The 12,580-nt window shown below is 73.5% G+C and carries 12 protein-coding genes and 1 pseudogene; 8 read left to right on the forward strand and 5 right to left on the reverse strand.

Features of this window, described 5'->3' with window-relative positions:
- Window positions 1–128 precede the first annotated feature (128 nt).
- On the forward strand, window positions 129–731 hold the full coding sequence (locus tag ABR738_RS06715) for a TetR/AcrR family transcriptional regulator (RefSeq protein WP_350229053.1): 603 nt from the start codon (window positions 129–131) through the stop codon (window positions 729–731).
- A gap of 151 nt (window positions 732–882) precedes the next feature.
- Window positions 883–2,229, forward strand: coding sequence for an FAD-dependent oxidoreductase (locus ABR738_RS06720; RefSeq protein ID WP_350229054.1), 1,347 nt, complete (start codon window positions 883–885; stop codon window positions 2,227–2,229).
- A gap of 46 nt (window positions 2,230–2,275) precedes the next feature.
- Here ABR738_RS06720 and ABR738_RS06725 read toward each other — a convergent pair whose 3' ends face one another.
- Window positions 2,276–2,638, reverse strand: a complete 363-nt coding sequence (locus ABR738_RS06725; protein ID WP_502964041.1) for an ArsR/SmtB family transcription factor — start codon at window positions 2,636–2,638, stop codon at window positions 2,276–2,278.
- 107 nt (window positions 2,639–2,745) lie between these two features.
- On the opposite strand from ABR738_RS06725, the gene ABR738_RS06730 reads away from it, so the two are divergent.
- Complete coding sequence (locus ABR738_RS06730) at window positions 2,746–3,864, forward strand: NADH:flavin oxidoreductase/NADH oxidase (protein ID WP_502964042.1); 1,119 nt, start codon at window positions 2,746–2,748, stop codon at window positions 3,862–3,864.
- Window positions 3,865–3,880: 16 nt separating this feature from the next.
- Here ABR738_RS06730 and ABR738_RS06735 read toward each other — a convergent pair whose 3' ends face one another.
- The 3 genes and pseudogenes from ABR738_RS06735 to ABR738_RS06745 form a co-directional block, all read right to left on the reverse strand.
- A complete protein-coding gene (locus ABR738_RS06735) occupies window positions 3,881–4,474 on the reverse strand; it encodes a neutral/alkaline non-lysosomal ceramidase C-terminal domain-containing protein (RefSeq protein ID WP_350234455.1) in 594 nt (197 codons plus the stop codon).
- Window positions 4,405–5,769 (reverse strand): annotated as a pseudogene (locus tag ABR738_RS06740) (neutral/alkaline non-lysosomal ceramidase N-terminal domain-containing protein); the annotation flags it as partial. The gene ABR738_RS06735 and the pseudogene ABR738_RS06740, both read right to left, overlap by 70 nt.
- Window positions 5,770–5,779: 10 nt before the next feature.
- On the reverse strand, window positions 5,780–6,601 hold the full coding sequence (locus tag ABR738_RS06745; protein ID WP_350229056.1) for a class II aldolase/adducin family protein: 822 nt from the start codon (window positions 6,599–6,601) through the stop codon (window positions 5,780–5,782).
- A gap of 216 nt (window positions 6,602–6,817) precedes the next feature.
- Here ABR738_RS06745 and ABR738_RS06750 point away from each other — a divergent pair, with 216 nt between their 5' ends.
- From ABR738_RS06750 to ABR738_RS06770, 5 genes are all read left to right on the forward strand, one after another.
- Complete coding sequence (locus ABR738_RS06750) at window positions 6,818–7,438, forward strand: TetR/AcrR family transcriptional regulator (protein WP_350229057.1); 621 nt, start codon at window positions 6,818–6,820, stop codon at window positions 7,436–7,438.
- An 89-nt stretch (window positions 7,439–7,527) separates the two neighbouring features.
- Window positions 7,528–8,616, forward strand: a complete 1,089-nt coding sequence (locus tag ABR738_RS06755; RefSeq protein WP_350229058.1) for a WD40/YVTN/BNR-like repeat-containing protein — start codon at window positions 7,528–7,530, stop codon at window positions 8,614–8,616.
- Between the two features lie 43 nt (window positions 8,617–8,659).
- A complete protein-coding gene (locus tag ABR738_RS06760; protein WP_350229059.1) occupies window positions 8,660–9,337 on the forward strand; it encodes a uracil-DNA glycosylase in 678 nt (225 codons plus the stop codon).
- The gene (locus ABR738_RS06765; protein ID WP_350229060.1) at window positions 9,334–10,317 is read left to right on the forward strand and encodes an N-acetylglucosamine kinase; all 984 of its coding nucleotides are present in this window, start codon (window positions 9,334–9,336) and stop codon (window positions 10,315–10,317) included. Before ABR738_RS06760 ends, ABR738_RS06765 begins: the two co-directional genes overlap by 4 nt.
- A 121-nt stretch (window positions 10,318–10,438) precedes the next feature.
- A complete protein-coding gene (locus ABR738_RS06770; RefSeq protein WP_350229061.1) occupies window positions 10,439–11,377 on the forward strand; it encodes a sirohydrochlorin chelatase in 939 nt (312 codons plus the stop codon).
- A 102-nt stretch (window positions 11,378–11,479) separates the two neighbouring features.
- On the opposite strand, the gene ABR738_RS06775 is transcribed toward ABR738_RS06770, so the two are convergent.
- On the reverse strand, window positions 11,480–12,523 hold the full coding sequence (locus ABR738_RS06775; protein ID WP_502964043.1) for a lactonase family protein: 1,044 nt from the start codon (window positions 12,521–12,523) through the stop codon (window positions 11,480–11,482).
- Between the last annotated feature and the right edge of the window lie 57 nt (window positions 12,524–12,580).

Here is a 12,580-nt window from a genome sequence, read left to right on the forward strand (position 1 = left end):
GTTCGAGGTGATCCCCCGCGTCACCCCGAACGAGCAGCCCTCGCGCAGGTCAGGCCCCTGAGAGGGGGGACATCCCCGCGACAGCCTGAGTATATTGGCTCTCAGCCAGTCAACGCAGGAGTTACAGCATGTCCCCGCGCAGCGCATCGGTCAATGAAGAATTGCGCAGGCGTTCTCGCGAGCGGCTGCTGCAAGCCACGGTCGAACTGGTGGCGGAACGGGGCTTCGAAGCGACGACCCTCGGCGACATCGCGGACCGTGCGGGCTCGGCCCGCGGTCTGATCTCGTACTACTTCCCCGGCAAGCGCCAACTGCTCCAGTCCGCCGTGCACCGCCTCATGCATCTGACCCTCGAAGCCGGCCTGGAGCGCGAGCCGAGCACCACCGACGGCCGCGAGCGCCTGGCCCGCGCCATCGACGCGATCCTCGGGCTCACCGACACCTGGCCGGTTCTGATGCGGGCCCACATGGCGGGGATCCTCCAGGCTGAGGGCTTCGTGCGCTGCCCCGAACAGCAGCGCCTCGCGGCCCTGCTGCGCGACACCGTCGAGCGGTACGGTTCGCGGGACGTGGACACCGACTACCCGATGCTGCGCGCCAACCTCATGGGCGCCGTCTTCGCCGCGCTGCTGCCCGGCGCCCCGATGGACGCGGCGACCCTGCGCGCCGAGCTGTTCCAGCGCTACGGCCTGGACTGGGAGCGGGGCGTGCCGCCGGGCCCCGCCCCCTGATCGGCGGCGGACCTCTGTCCGCCGCGCGCCGGCGGTGCCATCCTGGAGGCGTCAGCGCATGCGGCGCGCCGATCGGTTGCGGCGCTCGCGGCCGTCGCGGCGGTTTCAGCGCCGACAGCCTGTCACCGGCTTCTGCGAGGAGCGTCCGCCCATGTTGCGCATCGCCGTCGTGGGGTCCGGGCCGAGCGGGGTCTACACCGCCCAGAGCCTGGTGGAGCAGAGCGCCGTGGACGATGTCCGGGTGGACGTCCTGGACCGGCTGCCCTGCCCGTACGGCCTTGTGCGGTACGGGGTCGCCCCGGACCACGAGAAGATCAAATCCCTTCAGAACAACCTCCGTACGGTGCTGGAGGACGGCCGGATCCGTTTTCTGGGGCATGTCGAGGTGGGCCCGGGCGGCGTCTCATCAGAGGCGCTGATCCGGCTCTACCACGCGGTGGTGTACTGCGTCGGCGCCACATCGGACCGGCGTCTGGGGATCCCCGGCGAGGACCTGCCGGGCAGCTTCTCCGCCACCGAGTTCGTGTCCTGGTACAGCGCCCACCCCGACTGCGATCCCGGCGCGTTCGTCCTCGGCGCCCGTTCGGCGGTGGTGATCGGGGCGGGAAACGTGGCGGTGGACGTCGCCCGCATGCTGACGCGCGGCGCCGATGAGCTGCGCCCGACCGACGTGCCGCAGTCCGCGCTCGGCGCCCTCGCGGCCAGCCGGGTGCGCGACGTGCACATGGCGGCGCGGCGAGGGCCCTCGCAGGCCAGGTTCACCACCAAGGAGCTGCGGGAGCTGGGCGCGCTGCCGGGCGCCGATGTGACGGTCGACGAGAGCGAACTCGCCCGGGACCCGGTGTTCGCCGAGCTCTCGGCGCTGCCCGCGCCGGTACGGCGCAACGTGGAGGTGCTGCGGGGCTGGGCCGGGCGCCCCCTGCGGCCCGGTGCGCGCCGGCTCGCGCTGCGGTTCTATCTGCGCCCGGTGGAGCTCGTGGAACGCGGGGGCCGGGTGGGCGCGGTGCGCTTCGAGCGGACGGCGCCGGACGGCGCGGGCGGGGTGCTCGGCACCGGGACGTACGAGGAGATCGAGGCCCAGCTCGTGCTGCGGGCGGTCGGCTATCGCGGGGTGCCACCGCCCGGTCTGCCCTTCGATCCGGTGACCGCCACGGTGCCGCACGCGGCGGGGCGGGTGCTGCGCGCGGGCGCGGCCGCCCCGGGCGAGTACGTCGCGGGCTGGATCAAGCGCGGCCCCACGGGTGTGATCGGCACCAACCGTCCCTGCGCGAAGGAGACGGTCGCCTCACTGCTCCAGGATGCCCCGCTGCTCTGCACGCGCCCAGTGGCACCCGAACCCCTGGACGCCCTGCGGGAGTTGGGCCTGCGGCCGGTGACCTGGCAGGGCTGGCTCGCGATCGAGCGCGCCGAGGCCGAACTCGGGCACTCGCTGGGCCGCCGCTCGGTGAAGATCCCCGACTGGGACGGGCTCCTGTCGGCGGCGCTGGGCCCGGCCTGAAGCGTGCGCCCGAGGCCGTCGCCAGGCTTCTTCGTCAGACGTCTCGTCAGACGTCGTCCCCGAGCCGGACGGCCTGGCGGTCCGCCGCGCCGAGGACGCTGTCGAGCAGGCCGGGGAAGAGCGCGTCCAGATCCTCGCGGCGCAGCCCGTTCATCTTGGCCGTGCCCCGGTAGACCTGCCGGATCACGCCGCTCTCGCGCAGCACCCGGAAGTGGTGGGTGCTCGTCGACTTCGTGACCGGGAGCGGGAAGCACGAGCACGAGAGCTCGTCGTCCTGGGCGGCCAGCGCCCGTACCACCCGCATCCGCATCGGATCGGAGAGCGCGTGCAGCACGCTCTCCAGGCGGATCTCCTCGCGCGCCGGATGGGCGAGTTCACGGGTGTTCGTCGTGGTGGTCACGGATGCCATTGTACGAGGACCATCGTAGTTTGACATCTCCCGTACTACGACGAGTATCGTACGAGCAGTTCCCGGCGCCGCTCCGGCGCCCCGGCCCGTGTCGACTGGAGTCTGCCGTGTCTGCTGCGAGTGCCCTGTTCGAGCCCTACACCCTGCGCTCCCTGACCATCCCGAACCGGGTCTGGATGGCGCCGATGTGCCAGTACTCGGCCGAGGCCTCCGGGCCGGAGGCGGGCGTGGCGGGCGACTGGCACTTCGCCCACTACGCGGCGCGCGCGGCCGGCGGCACGGGCCTGATCCTGGTGGAGGCCACCGCCGTCAGCCCCGAGGGCCGCATCTCCCCCGCCGACCTCGGTATCTGGAACGATTCCCAGGTCGCGGCGCTGCGCCGGATCGCCGCTTTCCTCGAGAGCCAGGGCACCGTCCCCGGCATCCAGCTCGCGCACGCCGGACGCAAGGCATCCACCGACCGCCCCTGGCTGGGCGGGGCGCCGCTGAAGCCCGACAACGCCGATGGCACCGACAGCACCGACAGCAAGGGGGGCTGGCAGCCCGTCGGCCCGAGCCCCTTGGCCTGGAGCGAGCAGCACACCGTCCCCACCGAGCTGACGGTGGATCAGATCAAGGGTGTCGCAGCCCAGTTCGCCGACGCCGCCGCCCGGGCGCTGGACGCCGGCTTCAAGGTCGTCGAGATCCACGGCGCCCACGGCTATCTCATCGGCCAGTTCCTCTCGCCGCACTCCAACCGGCGCACCGACGAGTACGGCGGCTCGTTCGAGAACCGCACGCGCCTCGCCCTCGAAGTGACCGACGCCGTCCGCGCGGTGTGGCCCGAGGAACTGCCGCTGTTCTTCCGTGTCTCGGCCACCGACTGGCTGGAGGAGGGCGGCTGGACGACCGAGGAGACGGTGCGCCTCGCAGCGCTGCTCAAGGAGCACGGGGTGGATCTCCTGGACGTGTCGAGCGGCGGCAACGCCTCGGGCGTCCGCATCCCGACCGGGCCCGGCTACCAGGTGCCCTTCGCCGCCCGGATACGCGAGGAGAGCCCGCTGGCGGTCGCGGCCGTCGGCCTGATCACCGAGCCGGCGCAGGCCGAGAAGATCCTCGCGAACGGCGAGGCGGACGCGGTGCTGCTCGGCCGCGAACTGCTGCGCGACCCGTCGTGGGCGCGGCGCGCCGCCCGTGAACTCGGCGGCGCGGTGCGGGTGCCCGAGCAGTACGGCTACGCCATCTGACGGCCGGCCGCCGGTCTCAGCCGACCTCGAAGGGCTCGCTCACCCCGGTGAATGGGCCCTTCACCGCGTGGTCGCCGTGGTACGCGAGACGGTAGGTGCCCGGCGCCGTGCCCCAGGGGATGTTCCAGGTGAGCGTGGCGATCGAGGTCGCGCCGCCGGAGCGGGCCCAGCGCAGCACCGTGGACCAGTCGCCGTCGTCGGCGACGCGGACCCAGGATCCGTCGTCCGCCCATCGCTCGACGCTGAGGTAACTTCCGTTCCTGCGCAGGTCGTTGGAGGGTGGGCGGCGACGAAGGACGCGGTGGCGCGGCGGCCGATCAGGGAGAAGTCCAGGACGTCGCCGAACCGCCGGCCCGGGTGCGGGGCGTCGGGGGCGCCTCGGCGGTGATGCCTCCGCCCGACGGGCACGGCCGGCTCCGGTGTGCCGGGGTCCACCGGAGAACCGTCGCGCATCGCGGTCGCCAGGTAAGCGGCGCTCTGGCAGAGCGCGGGCAGCTCCCACCGCCCGAACAGCGTGCTGGCGCCCTCGTACTCCTGGGCGTCGTACTCCTCCGGCGTGGTCACATAGTGGAGATAGCCGTTGCTGTACCCGGCCACCAGGACGTCGCACAACTCGGCGCCGACGATCGCCGCGACCGTGCGCCGCAGCCGCAGTCCCGCGACGACGGTGACTTCGGCGGGTACGCCGATCAGGAACAGCGGCCCGATGCGCAGGAGCTGGATCCGGGCGTGCTCCTGGACCAGTGGAAGGATCCGGTTGACCGCCCCCGCCGGCAGGACGAGCGCCTTGGGGTGCTGGGCAGCGCGGGAGCCGGGCGCGAAGGGGTAGACGAGCCGTCGCGAGAGCGCGCCCCACAGCGGGGCCGCCCCCGGCCCGAAGCCCCGGAAACCGGGCCCGTCGACGGGGGCTCCGGCGAAGGCGGCGGCGCCCGCCACCGGCGGTGAGGTGCGGTGCGCGCGGCCGTCGCCGGTGAACTCCGGGCGTATGAGGACGGCGGACAGGTGGATGTCGGTGGTGCGGAAGTCGAGTCCGCCCCCGATCCGGGTACCCGCGGTGAGCGCGGCGGCCGCCTCGTACTGACGGGTCCCGATGATCCGGGTGTTCTCGAACTGGTCACCGGTGGGCCCGCGTCCCGGCGCGAGCCCCAGGTTCGGCGACATGTCACCCGCGTTGGTCTGCGCGAAGGCGGTCACCAACGCCGGTGTGCCGGGCGCGAGATGGTCGACTCCCGCGACCGTACGCTCCCAGTGCAGGGCCGCGTACCCCTTGTTGTCGGCGCTGACCAGCCGGTTGCGGTTGGTCATGCTGGTGTTGTGGGTGGCGAACCAGTTGAGCGCCGCGACGAGCCGGCCGTCGCGTTCGATGGCCAGGACGGTGGTGGCGGGGTCGATGGCATCCGGGAAGTACGCGCGGTCCTCGGCCGGGTTGCGCGCGAAGGCGCGGCGCGAGCGGTTGACGCTGGCGTTCGTCAACGCGCCGTGCGCCAGGCGCAGTCGGGCGGGCGCGAGATCGGCGACGGCCGCGCGGGCCGCCTCGGTGATGCCGTCGGTGATCGCGCGGAACGTCTGCTCGCGGAAGCCGCCGGTGGTGCCGTTGTAGAGGACGTGGTGGAAGTAGCCGCCCGGACCGCAGTGGGTGTGGGTGGCGCTCAGCATGACGTTGGCCGCGCCGTAGCCCTCGGGAAGCCGCCCGAGCACCGCGCGCAGGACCGCGTCGGAGATCAGCGGCAGCTCGCACACCACCAGGAGCAGCCGGACGGCGCCCTCCTCGAAGGCGAAGGCGCGGGCTCGCTGACGGGTGTGCAGGCCGGCGCCGCGCTGATCCGCCTTGCCGTACCCGAGCATGCCGCACTCGGCGACCTCCCCGGTGATGTCGGCGATGCCCCGCCCGGCCCGAAGTCCCATACCTTGAAGGCTAGTTGACGTGATCGGGGTCGGAGTACGCGATCTGCTCGTAGAGCGGCTGGGCCTGGAACCAGCCCGCGAAGTGGCCGCCGAGCTGACCCCGGGTGTGCAGGGCGGTCTCGCGGTCGATGAGGCGGGGGGTGCCGGCGGCCATGGCGAGGAGCTGGGCCTGGCAGGAGCGCTCCATGGTGATGAACCACCACACCGCCTCGGCGACCGAGTGGCCGACGGTGAGCAGGCCGTGGTTCTGGAGGATCACCGCCTTGTACGCCCCGAGCGCCGCCGCGATCCGCTCACCCTCCTCCGTGTCGCTGACGACACCCCGGTAGTCGCTGTAGAGGCCGTGGTCCTCGAAGAAGGCGCAGGCGTCCTGGGTGAGGGGGTCGAGCGGGATCCCCAGGGAGGAGAACGCCTTGCCGTGCAGGGAGTGCGAGTGGGCGGCGGCGACGGCGTCGGGGCGGGCCCGGTGGACGGCGCCATGGATGACGAAGGCGGCGCGGTTGACCGGGCGTGCGCCGTGCAGGAGGTTGCCCTCGTGGTCGACGAGGATCAGATCGGACGCCGTGATCCGGCTGAAGCTCATGCCGAAGGGGTTCACCCAGAACCGGTCGGAGTGCTCGGGGTCGCGGACGGTGATGTGCCCCGCGACCCCCTCCGAGAACCCGAAGCGGCCGAACAGCCGGAATCCGGCGGCCAGTTGCTCCTTGCGGTAGCGGCGCTCGTCCGCGACGTCGTCGAAGACCGGCGGCAGCGGAACGCTCACCCCTTCGGGCAGCGGTCCCGCGGCGTCGGCGATCTCCTCGGCGGCCGGAGCCGTGGCGGATTCGGTCATGAGCGTTCCTCCTGGGGGGAGTTGGCGCCCGCGCCCGCCGTGACGCGGCCCGGCCGTTGTCCGGCGGTCATGGCCCGGCGGTCGTGGCCCGGCGGGCGGGGCGTGGGGCGCGAGGCATGGGGTGCGGGGCGTGGTCATCGGATACATTCGTGTATCCGATACGCGCTTGGATGCTTTCCGAGCGCGCCCGCGCTGTCAAGGGTTCCGGAGTCGCACGTGCCCAAGGGAATGACCAAGCGGCGGCCGCAGACGCTGGCCCGGCTGCTGGACGCCGCACTGGAGGTGTTCGCCGAGTCGGGCTTCGGCGCCGCCAGGATCGAGGACGTCTGCCGGCGCGCGGGCTACACCCGGGGCGCCTTCTACTCCAACTTCTCCTCCAAGGAGGAGCTGTTCTTCGCCCTCTTCGACGCGCACGCGGCGCGCGAACTGGAGCGGATCGGCACGCTCGCCGCCGAGACCGACGACCGCGACCTGTCGGTGCCAAGGATCGCCGCCCTGCTCGCGCACGTGGGACCCGACGAGCGCACCTGGTACCTCGTGACCAGCGAGTTCACCCTGTACGCCATCCGCAATCCGAAGGCGGCGGCCCGGCTCGCCGGCCACGACGCGCGGCTGCGCGAGGAGGCGGCGGCCCTGCTGGGTGCCCTGCTGGCCCGGGCCGGGCTGCGGCCGCGCGGGGACCTGACCGAACTCGTACGGGTGGTGGTCGCGCTGCGTGAGGGAGCGCTCGGGCAGAGTTATGTGGAGCCGGAGGTTCTTGCGCCCGGAGCTCTGGCGGAACGATTCCTGCCGTTTCTCGTCGCGGCGGTGACCGAACCTCTGAACCAGCCCGGCTGAGCTGGGACTTTCCTCCTTTCGAGGCCGTTGTCAGTAGCCGGGTGCACACTGGCCACTATCCGGAACAACGGCGTTTTGGAGGGACCGGCATGACCGAAGTACTGCTCACCGTGGGTACACGCAAAGGGCTCTTTCTGGGCCGCAGACGCGCCGGCGCCTGGACGTTCGACGGCCCGCACTTCACCGCGCAGGCGGTGTACTCGCTCGCGATCGACACCCGGCGCACCCCCACGCCCCGGATCCTGGCCGGCGGGGACAGCGCGCACTGGGGGCCGTCGGTGTTCCACTCCGACGACCTGGGGCGCGGCTGGACGGAGCCGAAGCACCCCGCCGTGAAGTTCCCCGAGTTCACCGGGGCCTCCCTCGAGCGGGTCTGGCAGCTGCGCCCGGCGGGCCCCGAGGCGCCGGGCGTCGTCTACGCGGGCACCGAGCCCGCCGCGCTGTTCCGCTCCGAGGACGGCGGCGAGAGCTTCGAGCTCGTCCGGCCGCTGTGGGAGCATCCGACCCGCTCCCGGTGGGTGCCGGGCGGTGGCGGCGAAGGACTGCACACCATCGTCACGGACCCGAGGGACAGCGGGGCGCTGACCGTCGCCGTGTCCACAGCGGGCGTCTTTCGCACCCGGGACGGCGGGGCGAGCTGGGCCCCCGCCAACAAGGGCGTCTCGGCGGTCTTCCTGCCCGACCCCGATCCGGAGTTCGGGCAGTGCGTCCACAAGGTCGCCCAGGACGCGGCGGACCCCGACCGCCTCTATCTGCAAAACCACTGGGGCGTCTACCGCAGCGACAACGGCGGGGACCAGTGGACGGACATCGGCGCAGGCCTGCCCTCCACGTTCGGCTTCGCGGCCGCCGCCCACCCGCGCCGCGCGGACACGGCCTACGTCTTCCCGATCACGGCCGACTCCGACCGGGTCCCGGCGGACAACAAGTGCCGGGTCTTCCGTACGCAGGACGCCGGCAAGAACTGGGAGCCGCTGACGGCGGGCCTGCCGCAGGAGGCCCACTACGGCACGGTCCTGCGCGACGCGCTCTGCACGGACGACGCCGACCCCGCCGGGGTGTACTTCGGCAACCGCAACGGCGAGGTGTACGCGAGCGCCGACGACGGCGACAGCTGGCAGTTGCTCGCCTCGCATCTGCCGGACGTCCTGTGCGTGCGGGCGGCGGTGCTGGGTTGACCGGCGCGCGGACGAAGGCGGCTGCGCCAGTAGAGTGACGACCGTGGCAGCACGACCGTTGAAAGAGATCGTCGAGCCCGGCTGGGCGGACGCACTGGAACCCGTCGCGGAGAGGGTCGCCGCGATGGGCGGATTCCTCCGCGAGGAGATCGCGGCGGGGCGCACCTACCTGCCGTCGGGGCCGAACGTCCTGCGGGCGTTCCAGCAGCCGTTCGACGAGGTGCGGGTCCTGATCGTGGGTCAGGACCCCTATCCGACGCCGGGTCACGCCGTCGGCCTGTCGTTCTCGGTGGCGCCCGATGTGCGGCCCCTGCCCGGCAGCCTGGAGAACATCTTCCGCGAGCTGCACTCCGACCTGGGCGCGCCGCGGCCCTCCAACGGTGATCTGACGCCCTGGACCAAGCAGGGGGTGCTGCTGCTCAACCGGGCGCTGACGACGGCGCCCCGCAAGCCGGCCGCGCACCGGGGCAAGGGCTGGGAGGACGTCACCGAACAGGCCATCAAGGCCCTGGTGGCGCGCGGCGCCCCGCTGGTCTCGGTGCTGTGGGGCAGGGACGCCCGCAATCTGCGGCCCCTGCTCGGTGACCTGCCCGCGATCGAGTCCGCGCACCCCTCCCCCATGTCGGCGGACCGGGGCTTCTTCGGCTCGCGTCCCTTCAGCCGTACCAACGATCTTCTGGAGCGGCAGGGCGCCCGGCCCATCGACTGGCGTCTGCCGTGAGCGACGGCGCGCCGTCCTGGGTGCTCGGGGTCGACTCCGGCGGGTCGGGGGTGCGGTTCGCGCTGCGCCGGGCCGCACCGGGGTGCCCGGCCGAGGTGGTGACCTCCAAGGAGCCGGTCCGTACCGGTCCCGCCGGGATCGACGCCGGTCACCTCATGGAGCAACTGCTCCTGGCGGTCGCGGAGTTGCGGGCTCGCACCGGCGCGGACCGGATCGCGGCGGTGGCGGTCGGCGCGGCCGGCATGGCCACCCTCGGGGACGAGTTGCGGGCCGAGCTGCCGGGGGCTCTGTCCCGTTCGCTCGGCGTGGAGCGGATCGCCCTCGCGGCGGACGCCGTCACGGCGTACGCGGGCGCGCTCGGCGATCGGGCCGGGGCTGTGGTCGCCGCCGGGACCGGGATGATCGCGCTCGGCACGGATCTCAAGGCCTGGCGGCGGGCCGACGGCTGGGGGCATCTGCTCGGCGACTGCGGAGGCGGCGCGTGGATCGGGCGGGCCGGTCTTGAGGCGGCGCTGCGTCACCACGACGGCCGCCCGGGCGGTTCGGCGGCGCTGCTCGCCCGCCTGGAGGCGGCGTTCGGCGCGCCCGGCGAGCTGCCGGGGCTGCTGTATCCGCGCGGCGACCGGCCCGCCGTGCTCGCCTCGTTCGCGCCCGAGGTCGCCGGTTGCGCCGGGAGCGATCCGGTGGCCACCGCGATCCTGGGCGAGGCGGCCCGGCACATCGCGGGGGCGGCCGCCGCGGTCTGCCCGCGAGACCCCGGCCCCGGGGCCCAAGTGGCGCTCACCGGTGGCCTGTTCAAGCTGGGCGATCCTCTTGTGCTGCCCCTGCGTGCGGAGTTGACGCGGCTGCTTCCCGGCGTGCGTGTGGTGGACCCGGCCGGCGATCCGCTCGAAGGCTCTCTGCTCGTGGCGACGGGCCTCGCCGAGGGCGACGTGCGACTTCCGCACGACCCCCGCATGTTGTGGATCGCGACCGGGTGAGTGCCGAGACGGATCAGGACAGTTGATCTTTATGCCACTCTCCGGGTAAATCGGGACAGATACCGCTCAGCTGTCCCCTCCCCGAACAGCCGCCCACGCAAAACCAGTAGCATGCGACGCCATGAGCACCCCCACTGGGCCGGCATCCGGCCTGCCCGTACGAATGCCGCGACCCCGTCAGTCCGGCCGGCACCGCCGCCCGGAACCGGTGGTTGCTCCGGAGGGCGCGCCCGCGCTCGTTCTCGCCGTTCCCGGCGCTCCGGGCCCGGCCGTGCGAGGCCTTGCCGACGAGGTCATCAGCATCGCCCGCTCCGAGCTGCCCGGTCTGCACGCCCGCATCGGCTACCTGGACAGCGCCGATGCCGACTCCGCCGAGTACCCCACGCTCGAGGCGGTCCTCGTCCGTATCGCCGCCGAGCGCGCCGCGCGCGTCGAGCAGGCGCGCGCCGCGGGCCGCGAGACGGCCGAGGCCGCCGGGGCCGGGGGGCCCGACGCCGTGGTCGTGCCGCTGCTCGCGGGTCCCGACAGCGCCCTGATCCGCCGCGTCCGGCAGGCCGTCATGGACAGCCGTGCCGCCGCCGAGCTGACCGATGTGCTCGGCCCGCACCCGCTGCTCGCCGAGGCCCTGCACGTGCGTCTCTCCGAGGCCGGACTGGCCCGCGCCGACCGCGCCCGCCTCTTCACGGTCGCGACCGCCGCCGACGGGATCATCCTGGCGACGGTGGGCGGCGAGGAGGCCGTGCAGGCCGCCGGGATCACCGGCATGCTGCTGGCCGCGCGCCTGGCCGTGCCGGTCATGGCCGCCGCGCTCGACCAGGAGGGCGCGATCGCGGCCATGGCCGCCGAGCTGCGCGGTTCGGGTTCGACCCAGCTCGCGGTCGCCCCGTACCTGATCGGCCCCGAGGTCGCCGACGGTCTGCTGGACGCCGCCGCCAAGGAGGCCGAGTGCTCGGCCGCCGAAGCGCTCGGCGCCTACCCGGCCATCGGCAAGCTGGTCCTGTCGCAGTACGCGGCCGCCCTGGGCATCACCCCGCAGACGCAGGGCTCCCCGGTCCACTGACCGTACGCACGACTCATGAGGCGGGGCCGCACCGGACGAACGGTGCGGCCCCGCCTTCGTGCGCCGCGCCGAAGGACCGGGGCCGGGCCCTCGGGTCACCGCTCAGCCGAAGACCACGCACGAGGCGGCCGGTGCCTCGATGGAGCCCGCCCTGGCGGGGATGCCGGTGGCCGCGTCGATGTCGAACCAGGTCACGTCGCCGGAGCGCTCGTTGGAGGCGTACAGGCGCCGTCCCGGGGGGTCCAGGGTGAGATCGCGGGGCCAGTGGCCGCCGCAGCTCACCGTGGTCACCAGCCGGGGCTTCTCGCCGGTCTCGTCGAGGGCGAGGACCGCGAGGGAGTCGTGGCCCCGGGTCGCGGCCCACAGGAACCGTCCGTCGTGGGCCACGACGATCCCGGAGGGGAAGATCTCCCCGCGCGCGCCGTCCTCGACGACGCGGGTCTCGCCGAGCGGTTGGAGTACTCCGCCCCGCGCGTCCCAGCGGCAGACGGTCAGCGTGGGCGCCAGCTCGTTGACGACGTACGCGTGCCGGCCGTCGGGGTGGAAGGCGAGGTGGCGGGGGCCGCTGCCGGGCCGCAGCGGCGCCTCGGAGTGCGGGCGCGGGACGCCGGAGCCCGGGGCTGGTTCGCAGACGCGTACGGAGTCGGTGCCGAGGTCGACGCTGAGGATCCAGCGGCCGCTCGGGTCGCCGAGCACCTGGTGGGCGTGCGGTGCGCTCTGGCGCTCGGGGTCCGGGCCCGAGCCGTGGTGCGTGAGGACGGACGCAACGGGGCCCAGGGTGCCGTCCGGGCGGACCGGCAGGGCGCTGACGCTGCCGGATTCGTAGTTGGCGGTGAACAGGTGCCCGGCGGCGAGGTCGAGATGGGTGGGGCCCGCGCCGTCCACCGGGACCGGGTCGGCCACGAGACGGGGCGCGGACCCCGTGATGTCGAAGGCGGCGGCGGTTCCCTGGGAGTTCTCCCCCACGGCGTACAGGATCGTTCCGTCCCGCGAGGGGACGAGGAACGACGGATTGGCCAGGGCGTCCGAGGAACCGAGCGGGGTGAGCGCGCCGGTCTCCTCGTCCACGCCGGCCACGGTCACGCCGTGCCCGCCCGCGGAGGTGAACGAACCGATGAACGCCCGTACGGCCCTGTCCCTGCCCACCACTGCCCCTCTCACCGAAGCGGCTCCGCCGCACGGGACCGGCCCGCGCCCGCGCAC

Origin of the sequence: Streptomyces sp. Edi4 (genome assembly GCF_040253615.1) — a bacterium.
GTDB lineage: Bacteria > Actinomycetota > Actinomycetes > Streptomycetales > Streptomycetaceae > Streptomyces.